This is a genomic window from Streptomyces capillispiralis, assembly GCF_007829875.1.
GTDB lineage: Bacteria > Actinomycetota > Actinomycetes > Streptomycetales > Streptomycetaceae > Streptomyces > Streptomyces capillispiralis.
The window spans coordinates 1,109,615-1,131,861 of the sequence record NZ_VIWV01000001.1 but is presented as its reverse complement, the minus strand read 5'-3'; the positions used below and the strand labels follow the sequence as shown (position 1 = coordinate 1,131,861).

Genomic DNA, 22,247 nt, shown 5'->3' with positions numbered 1-22,247 from the left:
TAGCGTGGCGGTATGTCGCAGACCCCGGCCACTCCGACGAACCCGTTGGTAACCGGTTCCGAGATCGCCCGTATCGCGGGTGTCACCCGTGCCGCCGTGTCCAACTGGAGGCGCCGGTACGACGACTTCCCGGCACCGGTCGGAGGCGGGGTGAACAGCCCCCTGTTCGACCTGGCCGAGGTGCAGACGTGGCTGGACAGACAGCGCAAGGGTCAGGACGTCACCGACGAGGTCCAGCTGTGGCAGGTGCTGCGCGGAGCCTACGGCGACGACATCCTCGGCGGGCTCGCGGACGTCGCCGAGGCCCTCGCGGGCCCCGGCGGTGGCACGCCGTCCGCGCTGCCCGAACAGGGGGCCGTCCTGGCCCACCGCCTGGCGGAGGAACGTTCCCCCGTCGAGGTGGTGAACGGCCTCGCCGAGCGGTTCACGGAGTCGGTGCGCCGCGCGGGATCCGATCAGGTGACCGCGCCCCGGGTGGTCCGCGCCGTCCGCCACGACGTCGGTGACGTGGCCGCCGACGCGGTGCTGTTCGACCCGGCGTGCGGCATCGGCTCCCTCCTCCTCGGCATCACCGCGGCACCGGGCACCCGGCGTTACGGCCAGGAAGTGGACGCCCGCAGCGCACGGTTCGCGCGGTGGCGGGCCGAGCTCGCGGCGGAGGCCGGCACCGAGATCAGGCAGGGCGACTCCCTGCGCGCCGACCAGTGGCCGGACCTCAAGGCCGACCTCGTCGTCTGCGACCCGCCGGTCAGCGACACCGACTGGGGCCGGGAGGACCTGCTCCTCGACCCGCGCTGGGAACTCGGCACGCCCTCCCGCGCCGAGGGCGAGCTGGCCTGGCTGCAGCATGCCTACGCGCACACCGCGCCGGGCGGCCGGGTCGTCATGGTGATGCCCGCCTCCGTGGCCTACCGCAAGGCCGGCCGCCGGATCCGCGCCGAGCTCGTGCGCCGGGGCATCCTGACCCAGGTCACCGCACTGCCGCCCGGTACCGCCGCCGCGCACTCCCTCCCCGTCCACCTGTGGCAGCTGCGCCGGCCGGCGGCACCGGACGACGCCGCCGGCACCGTACGCATGGTCGACCTGACCGCCAACGACCCGGACGACCCGCTGGAGCCGCGCCCCGAGCAGATCACCGAGGTCGCCCAGATCGACCTGCTCGACGATCTGGTGGACCTCACCCCGGGCCGCCACGTCGAGGAGTCGCACCGCGACTACGTCGCCGAATACGACGCCCTCCACCGCGAGCTGGCCGAGCAGCTGCACCGCCTGGGCGAACTGCTGCCCACCCTGGCCGCGGGCGAGGGCCCCGGCGCCCTGGACGGTGCCAGCGTCGCCGTCGCCGACCTGATCAGGGCCGGACTGGTGCGGTACGCGGACCCGGAACCGGTGTCCGTCAGCGACCAGCTCGACACGGACTTCCTCCAGGGCTTCATGCACAGCGCCGTCAACAGCCGCCGCTCCACCAGCACCAGCGGGACCTTCCGGTTCGACGGCAAGGGCGCCCGCATCCCCCAGATGGACATCACCGCACAGCGCCGCTACGGGACCGTCTTCCAGGCGCTCCGCGAGTTCGAGGAGCGGTCGCGCAGGGTGGCCGAGCTCAGCCGGCAGATCACCGTCCTGGCACGGGACGGACTGGGCAACGGCGCCCTGCGGCCGGCGGACTGAGCGGACACGCCCCCGGCCGCCCGGTGCGCCCGGTCACCTGGAGGAGCGGCGAGCCGGGCGGCACGTTCGGGGTGTGAACGCGTGGGCGCGGGTCGCCCGCCGTCGACGTGCCGCCGCGATATCAACGGCTCTCGAAAATACGTACCCCTCCGTCCCGGAGACCTGGCACCATGAAGGGCTGCACCGAGGTGTCTTTTCGCGGGCCGAGCGGTCCTGACCGAGAGGGATTTCATGGCGGACTGGATCTACATCCTCGATCCGCGCAAGGACACGCTGGACGGGGAGCCGTCCGACAAGGAGACGATGCGCCAACTGGCCGAGGAGGAACCGGAGCTGGAGCTCTGGCTCAGCCGCCGCAACCGCATGCGGCCGGGCGACCGCCTCTGGTTCTACTTCACCGGCCCCGAGGCGGCGGTCGCGGCGGTGGCCGAGGTCGACGAGGAGCCCTGGGAGGAGCCCGACGACCCCGACGTCTCCTTCCTGGTCGCCGCGACCCTGCTGCCGGAGGCCACGAAGGCGCTCCACCGGGAACCGGTGGGCCGTGCCGAACTGGCCCTGGGACAGGTGCGTTCCGTGCAGAAGGTGAAGCCGGAGGCACTGCCGGTGCTGCTGGCGCGGGCGGGCCTCTGACGCGGCGGTGACGCCCGCGGCCGGACAGGGACCGCCCCCGGGCGCCCGGCCCTCAGAACACCCATCGCGTATGGCTGAACACACCGTCCTCCCGGCCGAAGCCGTACGCGGTGGCCGGGGGGACCGCGAACACCACGGCGTCACCCCTGCGGAACGAGTCCCCGAGCCCGTGGAAGGTGCCCTCCGGTGAGGTGATGTGCGGCCCGTACTTCGTCTCGTGCGCCGCGATCACCTCCTCCAGCAGCGCCGGATCGGTCACCGGCTCCGCCTCGCCCTCGACCACCAGGTCCAGCCCCTTGCCGAGCGCGTTCCCCCCGGTGGTCACCGCGCAGTGCGCGTCATGGGCGAGGTTCTTCGCCTTCTGCTCCTCCCGGCCGGTGGAGAAGTACAGCACACCGTCGTGCCAGGCCGCGATCACGGGCGTGACGTGCAGCCTGCCGTCGGGCCGCACCGTGGAGACCCAGAAGATCTCGGCGGCCTCCAGGTGCCGCTGGGCCTCGGCCCACTCGGTGGCGGTGACGTCCCCGGCACCGGGGCGGGGATTGAGGGCGGAGCTGTAGCGGCTGTCGAGTTCGGTCGTGGGGTGGTGTGCGGGGCGCTGCTCGGGCATGGCGGGTCTCCTTGCTCTCCTCCTGTATCGACCCCCCCGCCCGTGCGGGAATCATCGGTACGTCCGTTCGGAGCAGTCACCGGCCGTCCGGGAGGGACACGCACCCGACCGAGCGGGAGCGGCGGGCACCGGCCGTATGCCGATGCCCGCCGCCTGCCTCCGCCGGTTCTCCGGTATCCGGTTCCCCGGCTCACCGGTCAGGGCTCACCGGTTCAGCTGTAGGGAATCACCAGCACGGACTTGTCCGTGCCCGTCTGGAGCTTCGAGGTGCCGTTGCCGATGGCGTTCCACACCTCGAGACGGACGGTGCCGCCGACGAGAGCGCCCAGGGTGCCCGTGGACGCCTTGAGGCCGCGGGCCTGCGTGTACTCCTCCCATCCGGTGACCGGGTCGGTCGCGAAGTAGTGGTACGTCTCCGTCCGGTCGAAGGTGCCGTCGCCGGTGAGGTCGTAGCTGATCCGCGCCTGCTGGCCCAGCCCGACCGAGGTGCCCGCGTCCACCTGGAGCCGGAAGGCGGTCTGCGCGCCCGGGGTGAGCGTGCCGTTGACACCGCGTACCTCGTAGACGACGGGCTGGTACGGGGTGCCGTCGTGGTTGGTGCCGCCGGCGGAGGCGATGGTGTCGCTGCCCGCCGTGCCCCCCGTCGCCGTGGTCAGCGTGCCACCGCTGCGCAACTGGAAGGTGTTGCCGGTCGGCGGTTCCGGGTCGGGTTCCTGTGAACCGCTTCCGGTGCCGGTCGCGGTGGAACGGGCCGGCACGGAGAGGGTCTTGCCGTCGGAGAAGGTGACGGTGCGGGCCGTCGACCCGTGGTTGTGGGCCGCGTAGGTGCGGGTCGTGCCCTTGGTGAAGACGGCGGAGGTGGGGATGTCACCGGTGACGGTGGCGTCCGGGGCCCCGAGGGTGTCGAGGGTGTTGATCCAGTGGTAGGTGTGCGCCTTCGACTCCCCCTGTTCCGGGGTGTAGCCGGCGTGCCCCGCGTCCCACTTCGCCCGGGCCGTGGCCGGGTCGGCGAGGGACTGGAACTCCCAGAGGATGTCGCGCCATTCGACGGCCGGGCCGCCGTTCTCCCGCTCCATCTCGGCGATGTTGCGCCGGATCGCGGCCTTCTCGCCGCCCAGGTGGAGCGACCCGCCGGTCACGGGCAGGACGTTGATGCCGTGGATCTCCTCGGGGTTGGCGGTCCACCAGGTCGAGTAGGCGGCGCCGCTGCCCCACACCATGCCGGCCGTGTCGTGACCGAAGGAGGACGGGAAGACCTGCTCGTCGGCGTCGAACCAGTACTGGGCGATCGACTCCGACTCGGTGGTCAGCAGGTAGGTTCCGAGGTCACGCAGTGAGGTGTCGCCGGTGGCGGAGCCCCACAGCACGAGGGCCGCGCTGAGGTTGGTGGACTCGGAGGAGGACTCCTGGTTGTTGCCGGCGGCGAACCCCTGGTGGCCGGAGGCCCAGCTGTGGCCCGCGTAGACGTCGAAGCCGCGCAGGAAGGGGAAGGCGGCGTCGGTGCGGCTGGGGTTGGCGGCGTCCCGCACGAGGGCCTTGACCATGCCGCCCCAGGCGGAGTCGGCGGCCCACGCCGGGTCGTACTGCGCGACGATCGCGGCCGCGTAGACGTAGTAGCTGTAGTGGAAGTGGTGGTCGTTCAGCTCGGTGTCGCTGCCGTAGGAGGCGGGGTAGCCGGTGAGGGTCTTCCAGTCCTTGTCGTAGCTGAACTCGTTCGCGCCTCCCGCCGTGAACCAGTCCTGGAGCTTGCCCTTCATCAGGCCGAGCATCCGGTCGCGGGTGCCGGTCTCGCCGATCTGGTCGGCGACCGGGACGAGTTGGGCGAGGCGGCCGAGCGCCTTGCCGGTCCAGTAGGTGTCCGAGGCCCCGGAGAAGGGGTCGGAGGCGTTCACGACCTCGTTCAGGTAGCCGCGCAGCCGGGCGGTGTCCACACCGTTCGACTTGGGCAGCGCGGGCAGCACCGCCGACGCCTTCTGGCTCGTGGTGAAGGAGGCCGACTCGCGGACCTTCATGGTGCCGCGCGGCGAGACGTAGGTGTAGGAGGTGAGGGGGTCCTTGGTGTTCAGCCACTGGTGGCGGTAGAGGGCCTGGAGCGTGCCGCGCTCGGTGCCTTCCTTCGCCTCGGTGGTGAGCGTGTAGGTGGCGCCGACGGTGCCCCCGGAGTAGTTCCAGGTGACCTTGGAACCGGTGACGAAGCTGAAGGCGTACTTCTTGAAGGTGGCCAGCGCGTCGGTGGACGGCAGCACGGCGACGGAGAAGTAGTCCTTGGAGCCGAGCCCCGCGGTGACGGTGGAGCCGGCGACGTTCCAGTCGCTGCCGGTCGGCGCGAAGAGGGCGTAGTGGTGCCCGGCGACGGTGATGCCGAGGACGTTGCCCTGGTCGGCGAAGACGGCGGGCGAGCCGGCGGTGGTGATCTGGGCGTTGCCGCCGGAGCCCTTGGCGTAGACGAACGGGGAGCCGTGCCCGATGGTGGTGCGCAGGGTGCGGGCGCCGTCGGACCAGTAGGGGGTGACCGTCCAGTCGGACCAGTCGTCGGCCTTGGTGTTCGGTGAGTTGAGGCCGGTCAGTCCGATGGTGAGGTCGCGCTTGTGGGCGTACTCGTACTGGCGGCCGTCACCGACGATCGCGGGGGTCGTCGGATAGCCGACGTCGAGCCCGCCGGCCGTGGCCTGGTAGGTGAGGGGGTGCCCGTACATGGGGGTCGAGTACGGGTTGTCGCCGTAGCGCTGGAAGGCGAGGGAGGACCACCAGTCGTTGGTGGGCACCGGCCGGTTCCGGGCGGCGTCGGTCACCTTGGGTGTGACCGGGGTTCCCGTGTTGGTGGTGGGGCCCGACGTGCCGGAGGGCCGGGTGTCGGAGTAACTGCCGGAGCCTACGGGGACGGTGGCCGCGGCCGCCGGTACGGCGGCCGGGCCCACGCCGACGGCGACGAGGGCCGAGGCCAGCAGCGCGACGGCTGCCGGTCTGGTGCGGGGGGCTGGCATGAAACACCTCGAGTCATGACAAGTGGGGAGTCCGAGAACGCTCTGAGAGCGCTCTCAGGTGGGCGGAACGTAAAGCCTCTGTAATGCACGTGTCAATGCCTTGAACGCAGCAGATGGGTGCCGAGTCTTATGTCCGTCATGTCTCCGCGTCGGTCGCCGGGCGACGGAAAGAGCGGAAAAGGCTCATCCCTGGTCACCCGGCGACCCGCACGGCTGCCCCCGTCCGGCATGGTTTACGGCCCGTCCGGTGCGGAAGGTCACCGCCTGACGGCACCGGCTCCCGCCCTCGGGGACCGGGCGTCTGCCTCGCTCTCAGCACCGCCGCCACCGCTGGGTGGATCGGAGCGAGCGAGAATCTGGTGCCGCCGTGCACACGGGCGCTGTCATGACGGCAAAGGCACGGAGGGGAGTTCTCAGTCCGTGCCTTCGCCGTACTCGTCGGCTGGTCGCCGGCAGTCCGTCGAGAACACGACTGTGCCGGAAGTGCCGGAGTCAGGTCGGCGGCGGGACGTCGCGGCTGGTGCGGTGGTGGGCCGGCCCGCTACGCGGGCAGCGCGGGGAACACGACCACCGAGCCGTCCTCGTCGCGGGCGATCTCGATCGCCACGTCGGTAGCGCTGCCGTCGAGCACGACGTCGTCGCCGAGCTGGTGAATCCGGTGTGCCGCGCGCATCAGGCGATCGACTTCCGCCGTAGTGAAGACGGGCCGCAAACCGTGCGGGCGGGCCAGCTCCAGTGCCGACAGGCGGACCAGGACACCAGCGATGCTCGACTCCAGTTCGTCGAGGCGCTGCTGGTCCCGCTTGAGTACGCGCGTGAAGTTCTCGAAGAGGTTGCCGGGGTCGGTCTGGGCGTGTTCCACGGCTTGCAGGACGACGACCCGCCGCTTCAACGCGATGGCCAGGTTCGCGAGTTCGAGGTGGGCGCGGAAGACGCCGCCATGGTCGTCGATGCCGGGGAACGACTTGGTCAGCGTGCCGAGGTCGACCGGCTGGCCCTCCGGCAGTTTGTCGAGTGCGCTCTGCCACTTGGCGAGGCGGCGGTCGACGGCGCCCAGCGCCGAGTTGATGGCATGCACTGCCGAGTCCAGGCCCAGCGAGGCACCGGGCTTGCCCTGGTCGAGCAGAATGGCCGTGGCCTTGTCGATGGCGTCGCGGCAGCCGTCGAGTGCGCTGTGCTCTTGTTCGAGCTCCTGCTCCTTCAGTTGCTCCAGCAGTTCCGTGATGTGCTCGATGGCCTGCTGCCGCTTGCCGTCGGCATGCGCGCTCACCCCCACCGCCACGGCCATGAGGACGAGCGGTGCGGCCACGGTGAGCGCCGCACTGCCGCCGATCGCTACACCGGCTGTCGCACCGGCTCCACCCACCGCACCCGCCGTCGCCACTTGACCGACCGGCACGAACGTCGCACCGCTGACAATCTTCCCCGCCGAGTTCACGAGCGGGCCGCGGATGGCACCGGCCACCCCCTTCGCTGCCATCGGGCGAATGAGGCCCTGACCGCACTGGGCGGCGACCTTCGCCGGAATCACCATGCGGTACAGCCCGTCGCCCGCGGTTGTCACCGCCGCAGAGGAACTCCGCGCTGATTGCGTGATGAGCTGCGACAGGTGCTGCGCCAAGGGACTTGCACCATCGAGAGGGATACCCCGGCTGCGGTCGAGCTTGTCGGGCAGCGGATGTACCTCGAGCGTGGCGATCGGATCGTCGGCCAGGGCGGCCAGCACGCTGCGCAGTTCAGCCAGGCGCTCAGCCGTCATCGGTCCGTCTTCGGCCAGTGCGGGCACCCGGGTATCACCGGTCGCCAGCGTCCACACCGGAACGGTTCCCTTGCGGTGGTCAGTCATCGTCTCCCCTTTTTGTCCAGCGACAGCCTACGGTCGGCGTCCGGCACGGACGGCACGAACCTCGTGTATCCGTGCTAGGTGCTAGGTGCCGGCCGCCCTGCCATGGCCCTCACGTTCTCCAGCAGCGCGTGCAGCAGCTTCGGTTCACCGTCGGCGGTGCGTGTGGCCTCGGCGTACGTCGGCCCGTGCTTGCCGTCCACGTAACCATCGCCCTGCGCGATCAGTTCCTGGCGGCGGGCGTTCCAGGCGGGCCAGTCGTCCCTGAGGTAGGTGTCGAGGTCTTCCTCGAAGAGGGTGTGGGTCGCCTCGCTCACGCTCGCGGGGCTGGCTTCGGCGGTGATCCCCAGATAGCTGAGGATCCTCGTGTTCTTCGTGACGGACTCCCGGATGCTCGCGGCCTTCTTCTCGGTGTCCGCGTCGGCCACCTTCCTCGGCCCGGTGTCCGCGTCGAAGACGAGGTGGCAGCGTACGCCGAACCCCGTGAGGATGGCGTGGCAGAGGATCATGTTGCCCTTGCCCTCGGCGTTCACCACGCAGATGCCTTCGGCGCCGAGGCTGAGGCCCTGACGCTCGGCGAAGGCCAGGAGGACGCTCTCGTCCGTGGCGCCCTCGACCAGGACGGCGACGTCGGCGAACAGCGCCTCGGCAAGCTCCTTGACGTACCGCGTGGCCCCTCGTCGTGCGATGGACCTCTCCGGTACATGGCCGTCGAGGGACTGACGCAGCTCCTTTTCGGTGAGGGCGCGCAGGCGTACCTCCGGATGCTCGCCACCGCTGACCCGGTACAGCCTGCGGACCTGCTGGTAGTCACTCGGGTCGATGAACACCGGGCTGTGCGTCGCGTACATCACCTGGGTCTGGTCCTCGGCCGACGCGACCAGGCTGCGCAGTACCTGCGCGAAGACCCTCGTCTGCGCCGGGTGCTGGAACAGTTCGGGCTCCTCGATCGCCAGGCACAGGGAGCGCGTGCCGTTCTCGGGGCGCCGGCACTCCGAGAGGTACCGGAGCGCCGCGATGATCAGCGCGCGCTGGAATCCGTGCCCCTGGCGGCGGACCGGCGTCAGAGCCGCCCCGTCACGGATGCTGACCGCGAACGCGGTCTTGGCGCGCTTGGGTACCTGGGCCGTCGGGGTGACGACGACGTCCCGGCCGGTGGTGAACCGGCCGACCTCCGCGGACAGGGCCCCGGACAGTCTCGCGAGCACCGGCTCGTAGATCTCCTTGTGCACCTTCTCGCGAGCCGCCTGAGCGTCCTCGTCGATGGCCGTGAACTGGGCTTCCGCCTCCGAGCGGTCGACCGCGTGCTCGAGGATCCGGCCCACCACGGACGCCTTGTTGTCGTCCGTCTCCTCGTAGGCCCGCAGATCGGCCGAGATGAACACGAAGTCGATCAGCTTGCCGAGCAGCCCCTGGCCGGCGAAGCCGAAGAAGTGCGTGCCCTCCACCTCGGCTTCGGCGAGCCGGTCCCGGTTCCTCGCCTCCCAGGACCGCATCTCCGCTTCGGCGGCGTCCCAGCCGCGGACGGCGGGCAGGCCGAGAGCCGGGTCCTGCTCGCGTAAGGCCTTGTACGCGGCCGTCTTCTCCCTGCTGCCGGCGCCCTGCCGGATCCGCTCGAAGGGCGGATAGGCCAGGGCCTTGCCCGTGATCCGGTCCTCTCCGTTCTCCCAGGTGCGCCAGACACTCAGGGTTTCCAGTCCGTCGGGTGCGTAGTGACCGAGCGCGGACCGGTCGGAGGCGGTGAGACCGTCGAACTCGACCTCCACGCGGATCCGTCTGGTCTCCGCCGCCGAGTGGACGTCCTCCTCGCTGAGGGTCCCGCCCTTCTCCCCGTTGAAGAACCAGTCGAGGGCACGCAGGACGGTGGACTTGCCGACGCCCGTCGGGCCGATGAGCGAGGTGATGGAGTCGAAGGAGACGTCGAGGCTGCGCAGGCAGCAGAAGTTCTCGATGCGAACGCGCTTGATCTTCATGGTTTTCCTGAGGTGTGACGGTGCGGCATGCCCGGGACGGGGTGTCGAAAGGGCCGTGACGCCAGGGCACTCCGGGTTGAGCCGGGCACGAAGGGCAGTTGCTTCGGGTGATGCCCTTTAGGCGTCACCGGAAGCACGAGCACTCAACCATGCCAATGAAAGCACTGTCAATCGAACAGTGATGGGCGTGCGGAGACACCAGGCCTGTCGTGGGTACGGGCACGCGGACACCGCAGGAGGAAGGAAGCGCTCCCGGGTGACCGCGCGTTGGTGTTGAGGGAGAGGTGCAGCGCTGAGAGGACTAGACGGTGGTGACGCCGGCCTCGGTCAGGAAGGTGCTCGGTTCGCCCGACCAGGACACGGAGAGGCTGTCCCGCGCACGCGTGCAGGCGACGAACAGCAGGCAGCGTTCGGACAGCATGTCCGTCTCGTGCTGTTTGGGGTCCACCTCGGGCGGCGTGACCGCCTTCGCGAACGGCAGTGCCTCCTCGGTGACGCCGATGACCGCGACGCAGCGGAACTCCAAGCCCTTGAACGAGTGCATGGTGCCGACCCGTACGGCCGTCTCCTCGGCCGTGGAGGAACCGCCGGAGACGTTGCGGAGGGTCACCGCGGGAATGCCTGCGTCCTTCAGGCGTGCCACCGCCTTCGCGCACGTCTTGTTGAACCGGGCGCTCACCCCGATCTCCCCGGCGCCGACGCCCGCGTCCCTCCACGCCCGCACCTGGGCGACCAGCGCGTCCAGTTCTTCTTCCTCGCTCGTTGCACCCCGAACCACCGGACCATCGCCGTGCAGGGCGGAGCGGTAGCCGAGCAGGGTCTCGTTACGGCCCTCGTCCTCCAACTGGGCGATCGGCCGGCCGATGAGCAGGGCGGTGGACCAGCGCAGGATCTCCTGCGTACTGCGGTAGTTCTTGCGCAGCTTCACCGACCGCCCGGCCACCTTGATGCCGAGGGACTTCAGTGACACCTTCGAGTCGTAGATGCGCTGGTGCGGGTCGCCCGCGATGAACAGGTCGTCCGGGCGGGCCGGAACGGCGGCGCGCAGCAGCCGCCACTGCGCCGGATGCAGGTCCTGCGCCTCGTCCACCACCACGTGCCGGTACTGCGGCCCCTTCGCCTCCAGCAGCCGCGCCGCCTCCACACACGTCTGCAGCCAGGTGCGGCACCCGTCGGCCGCGAGATCGGCCGTGAACCGTTCCACCGTCTCCCACACCAGCGGCCGCTCGCCCGCCGCCAGCCTGCTGCCGCGCCCTCGCCGGTCCGCCGCCTCGTACTCGGCCAGGGAGGTGATGCCCTGCGCCAGGACGACGTGCCGGTACTCCTGCGCGAGGAAGTGCGCACTGCCGGAGAAGCCCGTCGCCTTGGCGGCCTTGCCCCACCGGCTCACCTCCTCGTTGCTCATCAGCGGCCGCAGCGCCACGGCGTCCGGCGCCTCCGCGACGACACGGCTGGCGAAGCCGTCCACCGTCGAGATGTCCACACGCTCGCGCAGCTCCGGGTCGTCCACCAGCGACTCCAGGCCCGACCGGAGGGCGTTGACGAGCGCGTTGGTGTATGTCGTCAGCAGGATGCGGTCGCCGTCGCGCAGATGCCCGAGCAGGTGCTTGACCCGGTGCAGCGCGACCACGGTCTTGCCGGTGCCCGGCCCGCCCGTGACCTGAGCGGGTCCCGAGTACGACCCCCGGTACGCCACCTTCCGCTGGGAGGGGTGCAGGAAGACCCGCCAGGCCGCGAAGGGCTTCTCGAGGATGTCCCGCAGCTCCTCGGGTGCTGTCACCAGTGCGATACGGGCCCGGGTGTGCTGGATCGCCGTCTCGTAGTCCCGCGTGTCCACCGGCTGCGTGGACGCCTGAAGGGCGGGCGCGACGATGTCCTGCCAGACCTCCTCCACCGTGCACCCCGCGGCGAGGTACTGCAGCACCTCCCGCTGGTCCTGCGGCAGCAGCGGCGCGAAGACGTCCAACTGCTCCTGGTCGACCAGCGACCGGGCCTGCCGCAGGGTCTCGGCGTCGATGCCGAGCGCGGTGAGGTCCCCGTCGGAGAACTTCGCGAACAGGCGCGGCTTCGGCGACGACTCCGCCACCCGCTCGTACGCGGGCGTGATCTCGTCCAGGGTCGCCGCGTCCCGGATCTCCACCGCGCGCGTGACCTCGTTGATGCTGGACTTCTGCTTCATCGCCCAGTCGATGGCCTTGTCGTGCGGCAGAACACGCAGCAGGACGAAGGTGTCCCCGGTGGGCGGCGCGAGCACCACACCGCGCCAGAACTGGTCGATGCGGATCGTCCGGATCTGCTTGTCCTTCGCCTTCGTCAGGCTCTCCAGCTTCAGCCCCTGGTCCTTGAAGAGCTGGTCGAGGGTGAGCCGGCCGAACTTCTCCCAGGCGTCCAGGACCCCCTTCCTGACCGGCGGCTGAAGCTTGGGGAGTTCGGCGAAGAAGCCGATGTCGAAAGCGAGGTGCGGCATAACTGGATTCTTTCCTAGACCCGAATTGGCTTAGCCCGTTCGTTGAATGGTGCGATTCTGCGCCGTTCCCGCGTCAATCACGGTCCCGTTCGTCCTCGGCTGACTCCTCGAGTTCATCCAGAGCCCGCCACGCCAGATCCGCCAGGGTCTCGCCCGTGGCGATCGCCCACCTGGCCGTGCCCTGGTTGGCCACGGGCCGCTTCTCCCACTCCGCGAGCTCCCACATACGGGTGATCAGGCCGGAAGGCGAGTACTGCTTGCCATCGGCTGCCCAGAGGAGCGGCTTGGTTCGGTGGTTCACCCAGGTTGCCCGCACTCGCCGTTCGTCCTCGGCGAGCCAACCTCGTAGCGCTTCCTCCTCCAACGGGTACCCGGCCTTGAGCGTGAGCGGATCTCCATTGGCGAGGATCTGCTTGTCGACCAACACGGAAACCGCGTTGGGGCGACGGCGTTTGCGCTGTGCCTGGACTCGCCGGTACTTGTCCGGAGTCCTGGCCGCATCGCCGTTCGCGACGATGTCAAGCACATGCTCGGAAAGCTCACGACATCGCACGACGTCCGAGCAGACGGCACGGATCTGGGAACGCTCTTTGAACAGCTCGTCGATGGATGCGGACACGATGGGCAACAATCGTTTGACGAGGGGCCCCGTTCTGCCGGTGGCCTCCTTGGACCACTCGAGTGCGGGGTCCGGTTCGTCGATGGCTTCCGTGTCCAACAGCCGGAAGACAAGGTGGGCGATCAAAAAGACACCGTGCTCGGTCAGGGCCGCGCCACGCCCTTCGTAGCGGCTGCGCAGTCCGTAGAGCGTGCGGCGGACCTCGCGCAGGACTTGCACCGCATTCCACAGAAGGTAAGCGCCTGGTTGAGGTCGGAAGAGGACGTCGTAAATGCCTTGTCCGCCCCTCTCCCAGAGCACGTCGAGCGAAACCCCCATGCGCGCTGCGTACTGGCTGTCCTTGTGGGCGCAGGCCAGTGCGCAAGCGGCCTCGACCACGGAGCAGCCGGTCTCCTCAGGCGGCTCCAACTCGCTGCGGCGCACGCTGTAGTCCAGGCCGAGTTCGGCCCGCATTTCTTCCAGGATGGCCGCTTGCACTGGGTCAAGAGCAATGAAGTCGCGTGCGACCACGCTGTTCTGCCGGTTCGTCGCTTTTGTCGTTTCTCTGGCGAATTCTTGAGCAGCACCTGTCACGATGATGCGCACGCCGATTTGTGCCTGGGCCGCGGCCTCGTCGGAATCGAGTGCCTCGGCCACGGACCGGACGGTTTGCGCACCGTTCACCACACTGGCGTTGTGCAGAGTGAGGGTGAGGGGATAGTGCTGTGGTGCACGCCTGTTCTGCTGGGCCTTTTCGACCGAGTCACACAGCACGGTGATGCCGTTGTTGAAGTACCAGAAGTGGGACGGCTCCTCCGTAAGGGTCTCGATGAGGGCGTTGTTGATCGGGGTCCGGCCAAGAGGGTTCCGGATGTTCAGGTTGAACAGGTCGGAGCCGCTTGCGGCCCAGTCGGCGACCTCTTCGGCCATGACAACGCCTTGGTAGGACTCGTAGGGAGAGCTGACTCCGAACCAAGGGAAAAGAGTCGCAGTGAGTTGGACCGGCCTTGGCGTGAGGTCCTCGCGGACCGAGGCCCACACCTCGGGTGCCAGGATGACCTTGTGGTCGAGGATGTCGCCGTAGCGGTTGAACTCCTTCTCGCCGTTGACCAGAGCATCTTGGAAGCCGATACCGGGATTGTCGGGTCGCATCAGCACGATGACCTGGGTCACGGGTACGGGCCCTCGATCCATGACGGCCTTGGCGTACTCGGCCAGCTGACGCCCTCGTGGGTTGAATGGGGCGAAGTCCTCGTCGTCGATGAGGCGCAGACCGGCGAAGAGTTCCAAGACCGCCTTCCGGTCGGCTGCGGCTCTTCCCTCGGGGCTCCACTTTCCCTGCACCAGGTATACGTGCGGCTGAGGGCCGTCCACCACCGCGATGGCGTCAATGCCCTGGTCCGCGTGCCCGTCGATGACGCTCCGGGCCGCCTCCTGCGGGCTGAAGCCGGTGACCATGCGTACGGCCTGTGCAGTCAAGGCCCGCGACAGCAGCCGCGGCTCCTGCTCATGTGCAGGCATGCCTTCGAGATCGCTGACGTCCAGCAGACTGCCATACACCGTCTTCAGCGCTCCGCCAACCTGACGCACCTGTGTGGCCACGCTCGGCGTGGTTTCCCCGGCCTTCTTTGCCGTCATGCCTTCGGTCCCCTCCCACTGGCGAAGCGCAGCATGAACAAGCGTTGCTGCCGCTACCGCCTACTTGATCGTCCCATGATGGCCCGAACGTCAGGTGTTTAGGTGCGGTTTCAGCCGCGATGGCCAATCCGGTCAGTAGCCAGGACCATCCAGATCGAGGCGGATCACGGCCAGGGTCTCCGCCACCTCGGCCGTCAGCTCGTCGTCCGGGCCGAACACCACGCACAGGTCCGAGTGCAGCGGCTCCAGCACGTCGTACGCCTCCGCCGCCCTTTGCTGCGCCAGCAGCAGCATGCCGATGTCGCGCCGCAGCTCCACCGCGTTCTCGCTCACGTCGCCGTCGATCGCGCGTACGGCGTCCAGTACGCCGTTCAGTCCGGCCAGTGCCTCGGTGACCTGGCCGAGTTCCCCACGACAGCGGGCGGCCTGGGCGCGGCTGTCCAGGGCTTCCTCGCTGCTCGGGCCGCCGACGCGCGCGTAGGCGTCGGCGAGCGCCTCGAACTCGGGCAGCGCCGCCCGGTGGTCACCGGCCAGCTGCCGGCTCACCGCCCGCCAGGTGCGCAGCCGCAGGACCGCCCTGCTCTCCGAGCCCAGGGCGCGTGCGGCCGGCTCGATCATCTCGTCCACCACCTCGGTGGCCTGCGCGTACCGCTCCTCTTCCATGAGGGCGACGTAGTGCGCGTACACCTCGCGGATCTGCTCCCGCAGCGCCTCCCGCTCGGCCGCTGGGACGGCGGGCGGCGCGTCCGGTGCCACGGCTGCCTCGGCGGGCCGCGCGCCCGTGGTGCCGGTGCGCGCCCGGGGTGCGTACGGACGCCGGAAGATCCCCGTCGGGTCGGGCGCCCCGGCGGGACCCGCCGCTTCCGGCGCGGGTTCCTCGCCGGGTACCGGCAGATACGGCCGCAGCCGCTCGTACACCTCCTGCACGTCCGCCGGACGCGCCTCGGGCGCCTTGCGGAGCAGGTGCAGGACGAGTTCCTCCAGCGCTTCGGGCACGTCGGAGCGCAGTTGCCGCAGCGGTGTCGGTGCCGCGTTGATGTGCTGCATCATCAGCTGCCACTCGCTGTCCCCGGCGAACAGCGGTCGCCCGCCGAGCAGTTCGTGCAGGACGCAGCCGAGCGCGTACAGGTCGGTGCGGGGCGTGACCCGGGCGCCGCGCACCTGCTCCGGTGCCATGTACTGGTGTGTCCCGATCGGACTGCCGGTCGCCGTCAGCTTGGTGACGTCCGTGCGCAGGATTGCCGCGATGCCGAAGTCCAGCACCTTCACCGTGCCGTCCCGGGCGACGAGAATGTTGCCCGGCTTCAGGTCACGGTGGACGACGGGCACGTCGTGCGCGTACGACAGCACGGTCGCCACCTGGGCCGCCACGGACACCGCCCAGCTGAGGGGGAGGGGCGGCTGCTGGCCGGGGCGCACGTACGCGGTCAGCGGGACGCCGTCGACCAGCTCCATGACGAGGAACAGCTGCTCGTACGACTCGTCCAGTACCGCGTCGTACACCTGCGGGACGCCCGGGTGCTGGATCCGCGCGGTGACGCGCGCCTCGCGCCGGAAGCGTTTCTCGAACTCCTCCGCCAGGTGCGGGGACGTCACCGCCTGCGGCCGGATCAGCTTCACGGCCACCGGCCGGTCCAGCACGGCGTCGTAGCCGCGCCAGATGTCCCCCATGCCGCCGTGGTTGAACTGCTCCAGCAGTTCGTAGCGTCCCGCGATCCGTCGTACGTCGTCCGGCACCTGGTCCCGCCCCCGCTCGCGTCGAGTGCCCGAAGAGCTCTGCGCTTGGTTGGAGATCAGTTTTCCGGGCGAGGGCGTGTGCGTCCAACCAGGGTGGGTGCCGGTTGCGTGATCAGGTCAGGCGGGGTAAGCGGTGCACTCCGCCCAGACGGTCTTGCCCGGTCCGCCTCCGGCACGCGGCGAGCAGCCCCAGCGGTCGGCGAGGGCGGCCACGAGCAGCAGGCCGCGCCCGCTCTCGCCGTCCTGCGGTGGCGTGGTGGGGCGTTGGGGGAGCCGCTCGTCCCGGGTGTCGGTGACCTCGATCCGTACGGTGCGGGTGGCCGGGGTGGCCGTGATGCGTACGTGGAAGTCGCGGCCGGCGACGTGCCCGTGCCGCACGGCGTTGGCGCACAGCTCCGCGGCGACGAGCGTGACGGTCTCGTGCGCGTCGCTGTCGTACGGCACGCCCCAGGCGTCCAGACAGTGCTCGCACATGCGCCGGGCGAGGCGGGCGCCGCGCGGGGTGGAGGTGAAGCGCATCGAGAACTGGTGCACCGTGAGGGGTGATTGTGTGACGTTCATGCACTCACGGTGGCGTCCCGTGGCATAGCGTGACCAGCGGTGACGCGCCGTCGCCGGGCTTTCGTACGGGGCCGGCGCGGGCGTTGTACGGGACGGTACGCGGGAGAGGCGGCAGGGCGGTGACCGAGGTGCGGGACGAGGAGACGGTACGGCAGCAGCGGCGGCCGGAGGACGAGCCCGGGACGGGTGTGGTGACCGCGTTCGGACGGCAGCTGAAGCTGCTGCGGACGCGGGCGGGGATGGAGCGGGCGGAGTTCGGGAAACGGGTGGGGTACTCGGCGGACTCGGTGGCTTCGATTGAGCAGGGGAGGCGGATTCCGCAGGCTTCGTTCATCGACAAGGCGGATGAGGTGCTGGGGGTGGGCGGTGTTCTCCGAGCCCTGAAGGACGAGGTGGCGAAGGCTCAGTACCCGGCCATGTTCCGGGATATGGCGCGGCTTGAGGCCCGAGCTACCGCCCTGAACCTGTACGCCGTGTATGCCGTGCCTGGTCTGTTGCAGACCGAGGGTTACGCACGGGCGGTCTTCCACATGCAACGGCCGCTGCTAGAGGACGACGTGATCGAGCAGCGACTTGAGGCGCGCATGGTGCGTCAGGAGATCTTCCTGCGCCGCCCTGCCCCCTTGATGAGTTTCGTGATCGAGGAGGCCGTTCTGAGGAGGCCGATCGGTGGGGGGAAGGTGATGCGCGAGGCGTTGGAGCACATCCTCGCCACGGGCCAGTCCAGGAATGTGGAAGTGCAGGTCATGCCGATCGCACGGGAAGACAACGCCGCCTTGAGCGGGCCGTTCACATTGATCGACACCGACAAGGGGCAGCGGGTCGCGTACGCAGAGGTACAGGATCACAGCCGCATCTATACCGACACCGCCTATGTGCGGACGCTGGAAGCTCGCTATGGCATCCTCCGATCACAGGCCCTGACACCGAGCGAGTCAGCGGCGTTCATCAAGCAACTGATGGGAGAGACATGAGCGTGCAGCACAGCAAGGCGGCTGTGCCCGAGGCCGCTTGGGTCAAGAGCAGCTACAGCACCGGCAATGGCGGCGAGTGCCTGGAGGTTGCCGCGCTCCCGGGAGCTGTCCTCGTCAGGGACTCGAAACGGCCCACGATGGCCAAGCTTGCGATAGGCCCCGCCGCTTGGGACGACTTCCTGCGGATGGCCGCAGGGCGGTGAACCGTGTGTTCGGGCCCGGGGCATTCGCACCGGGCCCGAGGCACGTCAGAAGTCGTCCAACCCTTCCTCTCGGCGGATCATCCGCCAGGCCGCGCGGCGAGCGCTGCGGTCAAGGTTGGACTTGAAGTCCCGGTCCGTACCGAAGTACCGCTTGCCGAGGGTGTCGATGGTGGAGACATGATCCATCATGTTCTCCTCGAACTTCTTGTCGAAGACGATCCCGAAGTTCTCTTCGTCATTGACGACGGCGGCAGCACGGACCTTCGGGTCCTTCTTCGTCGCGTTGAAGGCGGGGAGGACGTCCTCCTCGGTGAACTCCGTACCGAACTTGGAGTTGAACCTCTCGATCAGCTCGGACAGCAGCGACTTGTCCGCGTCCTTCGCGCCACCCGCCCCGTCACCGAAGCCCTTGAGCTCGGCGGGACCTTCGGGGTTGAGGGACACGTCGTGCTCGCCGGTCTTCTCGACGCGCAGGTGACTGAGGTCCACCTCGCCTATGTCGACTCCGCCGTCCGCGAGGCGGGGGAGCCGATTGAGCAGGTGGCGCCCGTAGAGGTGCAGGCGCTCCAACTCGGCGTCGCGGTAGGGGACGATCTGCGCGAGAAAGCCGTACTTGCGGACGTAGTCGTTGAGGTTGGCGCGGAACTCCTCGGCCGTCTCGATGTCGTCCTCCTCCTCACTCTCCAGAAGGGCGGTGAAGCGGGCGACGGCGGGGGAGAGGAGCCGGTACAACTCCGCGTGCAGCTTCTCCCACGTGGACTGGACGCCACCCGCCTTCCTCTCCGCTTCCAGGTACGCGGCAACGAACTCGTCCATGTCCTGCTCCGAGATGATCGGTGCGGACATGACGCGGCTCTGAGCCGTGTAGAGGAGGTTCGGGTCGGAGGGCAGGGTGTGCGCCTCCTCGAAGTAGGGGCGGAATGCTTCCTTGATGTCCTCGGCCTCGTTGACGAAGTCCAGGACGGCGAGATCTGCCTGGGACTTGCGTTCGGCGGTGCGGTTGAGGCGGGAGAGGGTCTGCACGGCGGCGATGCCGGTCAGGGTCTTGTTGACGTACATGGTGGTGAGGAGTGGCTGGTCGAAGCCGGTTTGGTACTTCTCGGCGACGACCAGGATCCGGTACTCCTGCTGCCCCTTGCCGCCGGCCTTCGCGGCCTTGTCGTCGGCACGCGTGTAGCCGAAGGCCTTTGGCAGCGCGGCCTCGGAGATACCGCCGTTCTCCTTGACCTCGGTGGTCTCCTCACCGTCGATGGTGAGGGTGCCGGAGATCGCGACGAGTACGCCGAGGTCCGGGTACTTGGTGTCGTACTCGCGGTCCGCGATGTAACTGCGGATGGCACGCGCCATCTGCACGGCGGAGTGACGGGAGGCCGTGACCACCATGGCCTTGGCCCGTCCGCCGAGCCGACCGCGGGTGTGGGCGAGGAAGTGCTCGACGATCACCGTGGCGTGCTGGGACACGGTGTGCTCGTGCATGAGGGCGAACCGGGCGAGCTGGCTGTTCGCCCTGGAGGGGTCGACCTCCTTCTCATCGCGGTTGAGGTTCGCGAGCTTCCAATAAGTGTTGTAGGTGACGTAGTTGCGCAGGGGGTCGAGGATGAAGCCTTCCTCAATGGCCTGGCGCATGGAGTACGTGTGGAAGGGGCGGTAGACGGTCTTGCCGTTCTCGACGCCTGCCGTGCCGAAGAGTTCGAGGGTCTTCGACTTGGGTGTCGCCGTGAAGGCGAAGTAGGAGAGGTTGGCGGCGCGGGAGCGCGCGACCGCCTTCGCCTTGAGTTGGTCGTCCACAGTCACTGTGGTCGCGCCCTCGTCGTCCGAGTCGGCGTCCAGGCCGAGGTCGCGCAGGGCGGCCTTCACGGCGGTGGCGGCGTCACCGGACTGGGAGGAGTGCGCCTCGTCGACGATGATCGCGAAGCGGGTGCCCTTGATCTCGGTGGGGTTGCGCTTGATGTAGTCCAGCAGCGCCGGGAACGAGTGCAGGGTGACCGTGACGATCTTCCCGGTGTCCCGGGAGAGGGCACGGGCGAGCTGCTCGCTCTTGGCGCCGTGCTTCTCGTCGACCTTCACGACCAGGCCGTCCGTCTGCGAGAAGCTGCCGACCGTCGCCGAGAGCTGCGCGTCCAGGGCACGACGGTCGGTGATGACGATGACCTTGTCGAAGACGGGCTCGCCCGGCTTGATCCGTCCCTCGGCGAGGGCATCGGGCCGCAGGACACTCGGGTCGGTGCGGGCGTGGAGGTCGCTGAGACGGTGGGCGAGCCAGCCGATGGTGTTCGACTTGCCCGAGCCGGCGGAGGCCATGACGAGGTAGTTCTGGCCGGCGCCGTGCACGGACGCGTGCGCGGTGAGCTTCTTGACGACGTCCCACTGGTGGAAGCGGGGGAAGATCGTCTTCTTGGTGGTGCCTCCGCCGGGCGTCTTGTCCTTCTGCTGGTGCACGAAACGCTGGAGGAGGTCGAGCCAGTTGTCCCGCTCCCAGACCTGTTCCCAGAGGTAGGAGGTGGCGTACGTGCCATGGGACGTGGGGGCAGGGTTGCCGGATCCGCCGGGCTGGCCGGGGCCGTTCGAGCCGGTGTTGAAGGGCAGGAACTGGGTGTTCTTGCCTCGCAATTGCGTGGTGACGAAGACCAGGTCCGGGTCCACGGCGAAGTTCGCGATGACCCGCCGCGTGAAGATCAGCTCGGTCGGGTCGCGTTTCATTCGGTACTGCTCTTTGGCGTCCTCGACGCCCTGCCTGGTCAGCGGGTTTTTCAACTCGGCCGTGGCGACCGGGATGCCGTTGAGGAACAAAGTTAGATCGAGCTCATGTCCCCAGTCGGCCTGCTTGGTGGCATACCGCAGCTCGCGAACAACGGTGAGACGGTTGGCCCGGTAGCCGTCGAGAACGGAGTCGGCGGAGATGAGGTTGGGCTTGAAGTAGGCGACGCGGAGTCGCACACCTCGGTCCTTGACACCATTCCGGAGGACATGGAGCAGCCCGTCATCGGCGATGGCCCGGTCGAGCCGCTGAGCGAAACCGCGCTGGGCTTCGTTGGTGTCGCCGCCGTAGACGGTGACCAGCTCATACCATTCGTCGGCTTGGGTTGCACTGATGAAGGTGAACAACTCGTTGGTGTCGAGCCCAAGATCGGCCTGGTAGTCTTCCGGGCTCGCCTCCCGCCAGCCTCGCTCGCAAAGGGCGGCAACGATGGCGGACCCGAAGGAGGACTCGTCGTGTACGGGGCTCATACGGTGACTCCCTCGGTTACGTTGCGGCCGCTGGCGGCGGCTATGTCAACCTCGCCGGTCACGGCAGCAGTGATAAGAGCATGGCGACGCTCTGCGGTGAGCGCTTCAGAGCGCTCGATAGCCGTGCGCAAAGGGCGCAACTGAGTGATCCATTCTCCGATCTCGCGCTGCTCAGTATTCGCTACAACGGGAATAGGAATTCGGCCAAAAAGGTCCCAGTTTCGGAAGTCGACGGCTCTTTCCCGAGTGCTTGTCGCGAAGTTTCCCAGATATCCCTGAAGGGCAAGCAGTCGTAGGAGGCGGCCGATGAACCAGGAGTCCCCACCATTCCTTGGCGTACATACGTGGTAAACCGGACTGCAGTTACCGTACGCTTCCGATGTGCCTATGGCTCCCGCGAAGCCGTCAAGGCCATGTACCACTACATCGCCGACATGTACGTGTTGGCCAAGAGGTTCTGTGGACGCTGACATGGTATAGCCCTCGGAGCGACGTGCCCCGCGTTCTGTCACCTGGCCATCTCGGTATGCAGTGATAACGCCTGAACCGGCAACGGCTGAGCGTGTCACCTTCATCAAAACTCTGCGAATAGGGAGCGTCGGTGAGCCGCCGTCAGATCGAACGATCTCGCTCTCACCAACGTGCTGAAGGATGCGGCTATCGATGCGCTCGTTGAGTAGCCTGACTAGACGGCGCTTTTTGTTGGCTAGGTCGTCAAGCTTGGTCAACTCGGCGTCTAGGTAATCAGCGATTCGACGCTGATCCTCCAAGCGCTGCACAGGGATTTTGGTGTCGCCAAGCTCCTCCGCATTTAGGTGAGGCTGAGCTGCGCGACTGCTGGCTAGCTTCATCTGATCGATAACTGGCCTGCTTAGGAGGCAATAGGCCAAGTATCGAGAATCGATCGAGTTGTCGGGTGTTACTCGCAGGTCATACCCTGGGGCGCTACCGCTCCACTTTGCTGGGATTCGAGCCGAGTCACCAGTGAGTGCGCCGCTCCGGACGACAAGGATCTCCCCTTCGTCGAGAAGAGGTGCCCTATGCAGTGGAAGGTCGGAGAGGCGGGCACGGATCATATTTTGTGTAGTGATTCTCCCTTGCGACACATTGGTAGCCCGGATGATGGGAAT

The 22,247-nt window shown here is 68.4% G+C and carries 14 protein-coding genes; 4 read left to right on the top strand and 10 right to left on the bottom strand.

Annotated elements, in window-relative coordinates; translation table 11 throughout:
- Window positions 1-12 precede the first annotated feature (12 nt).
- Both FHX78_RS04475 and FHX78_RS04470 read left to right on the top strand, forming a co-directional pair.
- Window positions 13-1,671: an N-6 DNA methylase gene (locus tag FHX78_RS04475; RefSeq protein WP_145866161.1), complete on the top strand. Its 1,659-nt coding sequence runs from the start codon at window positions 13-15 to the stop codon at window positions 1,669-1,671.
- 231 nt (window positions 1,672-1,902) lie between these two features.
- The gene (locus FHX78_RS04470; RefSeq protein ID WP_145866160.1) at window positions 1,903-2,301 is read left to right on the top strand and encodes an EVE domain-containing protein; all 399 of its coding nucleotides are present in this window, start codon (window positions 1,903-1,905) and stop codon (window positions 2,299-2,301) included.
- A gap of 52 nt (window positions 2,302-2,353) precedes the next feature.
- Here FHX78_RS04470 and FHX78_RS04465 read toward each other — a convergent pair whose 3' ends face one another.
- The 8 genes from FHX78_RS04465 to FHX78_RS04430 form a co-directional block, all read right to left on the bottom strand.
- On the bottom strand, window positions 2,354-2,911 hold the full coding sequence (locus FHX78_RS04465) for a pyridoxamine 5'-phosphate oxidase family protein (protein ID WP_145866159.1): 558 nt from the start codon (window positions 2,909-2,911) through the stop codon (window positions 2,354-2,356).
- A 212-nt stretch (window positions 2,912-3,123) separates the two neighbouring features.
- The gene (locus FHX78_RS04460) at window positions 3,124-5,895 is read right to left on the bottom strand and encodes a glycosyl hydrolase (RefSeq protein WP_145866158.1); all 2,772 of its coding nucleotides are present in this window, start codon (window positions 5,893-5,895) and stop codon (window positions 3,124-3,126) included.
- A 541-nt stretch (window positions 5,896-6,436) separates the two neighbouring features.
- Complete coding sequence (locus tag FHX78_RS04455) at window positions 6,437-7,741, bottom strand: hypothetical protein (protein ID WP_145866157.1); 1,305 nt, start codon at window positions 7,739-7,741, stop codon at window positions 6,437-6,439.
- Window positions 7,742-7,815: 74 nt separating this feature from the next.
- The gene (locus FHX78_RS04450; protein ID WP_145866156.1) at window positions 7,816-9,711 is read right to left on the bottom strand and encodes an ATP-dependent nuclease; all 1,896 of its coding nucleotides are present in this window, start codon (window positions 9,709-9,711) and stop codon (window positions 7,816-7,818) included.
- A 301-nt stretch (window positions 9,712-10,012) separates the two neighbouring features.
- Window positions 10,013-12,178 carry a UvrD-helicase domain-containing protein gene (locus tag FHX78_RS04445; protein WP_145866155.1) on the bottom strand — a complete coding sequence of 722 codons (2,166 nt, stop codon included), beginning with the start codon at window positions 12,176-12,178 and terminating at the stop codon, window positions 10,013-10,015.
- Window positions 12,179-12,251: 73 nt separating this feature from the next.
- Window positions 12,252-14,414 (bottom strand): AIPR family protein, encoded by a 2,163-nt coding sequence (locus FHX78_RS04440; protein ID WP_145866154.1) that lies wholly within the window; start codon window positions 14,412-14,414, stop codon window positions 12,252-12,254.
- 132 nt (window positions 14,415-14,546) lie between these two features.
- Window positions 14,547-16,151 (bottom strand): serine/threonine-protein kinase, encoded by a 1,605-nt coding sequence (locus FHX78_RS04435; protein ID WP_145866153.1) that lies wholly within the window; start codon window positions 16,149-16,151, stop codon window positions 14,547-14,549.
- 117 nt (window positions 16,152-16,268) lie between these two features.
- Complete coding sequence (locus FHX78_RS04430) at window positions 16,269-16,712, bottom strand: ATP-binding protein (RefSeq protein ID WP_229924113.1); 444 nt, start codon at window positions 16,710-16,712, stop codon at window positions 16,269-16,271.
- 119 nt (window positions 16,713-16,831) lie between these two features.
- Between FHX78_RS04430 and FHX78_RS04425 the strand changes: the two genes are divergently transcribed.
- Together FHX78_RS04425 and FHX78_RS04420 are read left to right on the top strand one after the other, a co-directional pair.
- The gene (locus tag FHX78_RS04425) at window positions 16,832-17,686 is read left to right on the top strand and encodes a helix-turn-helix domain-containing protein (protein ID WP_373313101.1); all 855 of its coding nucleotides are present in this window, start codon (window positions 16,832-16,834) and stop codon (window positions 17,684-17,686) included.
- A complete protein-coding gene (locus tag FHX78_RS04420; protein WP_145866152.1) occupies window positions 17,683-17,889 on the top strand; it encodes a DUF397 domain-containing protein in 207 nt (68 codons plus the stop codon). Before FHX78_RS04425 ends, FHX78_RS04420 begins: the two co-directional genes overlap by 4 nt.
- A gap of 45 nt (window positions 17,890-17,934) precedes the next feature.
- Here FHX78_RS04420 and FHX78_RS04415 read toward each other — a convergent pair whose 3' ends face one another.
- Together FHX78_RS04415 and FHX78_RS38145 are read right to left on the bottom strand one after the other, a co-directional pair.
- Window positions 17,935-21,117: a type I restriction endonuclease subunit R gene (locus FHX78_RS04415; protein WP_145866151.1), complete on the bottom strand. Its 3,183-nt coding sequence runs from the start codon at window positions 21,115-21,117 to the stop codon at window positions 17,935-17,937.
- Window positions 21,114-22,223 (bottom strand): restriction endonuclease subunit S, encoded by a 1,110-nt coding sequence (locus FHX78_RS38145; protein ID WP_425282238.1) that lies wholly within the window; start codon window positions 22,221-22,223, stop codon window positions 21,114-21,116. The genes FHX78_RS04415 and FHX78_RS38145 overlap by 4 nt, the downstream gene beginning before the upstream one ends.
- Between the last annotated feature and the right edge of the window lie 24 nt (window positions 22,224-22,247).

Bases quoted from the DNA above. Each gene is read 5' to 3' on its own strand.
- FHX78_RS04450 (WP_145866156.1), bottom strand. From the start codon at position 9,711: ATGAAGATCAAGCGCGTTCGCATCGAGAACTTCTGCTGCCTGCGCAGC.
- FHX78_RS04455 (WP_145866157.1), bottom strand. From the start codon at position 7,741: ATGACTGACCACCGCAAGGGAACCGTTCCGGTGTGGACGCTGGCGACC.
- FHX78_RS04470 (WP_145866160.1), top strand. From the start codon at position 1,903: ATGGCGGACTGGATCTACATCCTCGATCCGCGCAAGGACACGCTGGAC.
- FHX78_RS04445 (WP_145866155.1), bottom strand. From the start codon at position 12,178: ATGCCGCACCTCGCTTTCGACATCGGCTTCTTCGCCGAACTCCCCAAG.
- FHX78_RS04420 (WP_145866152.1), top strand. From the start codon at position 17,683: ATGAGCGTGCAGCACAGCAAGGCGGCTGTGCCCGAGGCCGCTTGGGTC.
- FHX78_RS04430 (WP_229924113.1), bottom strand. From the start codon at position 16,712: ATGAACGTCACACAATCACCCCTCACGGTGCACCAGTTCTCGATGCGC.
- FHX78_RS04460 (WP_145866158.1), bottom strand. From the start codon at position 5,895: ATGCCAGCCCCCCGCACCAGACCGGCAGCCGTCGCGCTGCTGGCCTCG.
- FHX78_RS04475 (WP_145866161.1), top strand. From the start codon at position 13: ATGTCGCAGACCCCGGCCACTCCGACGAACCCGTTGGTAACCGGTTCC.
- FHX78_RS04440 (WP_145866154.1), bottom strand. From the start codon at position 14,414: ATGACGGCAAAGAAGGCCGGGGAAACCACGCCGAGCGTGGCCACACAG.
- FHX78_RS04415 (WP_145866151.1), bottom strand. From the start codon at position 21,117: ATGAGCCCCGTACACGACGAGTCCTCCTTCGGGTCCGCCATCGTTGCC.
- FHX78_RS04465 (WP_145866159.1), bottom strand. From the start codon at position 2,911: ATGCCCGAGCAGCGCCCCGCACACCACCCCACGACCGAACTCGACAGC.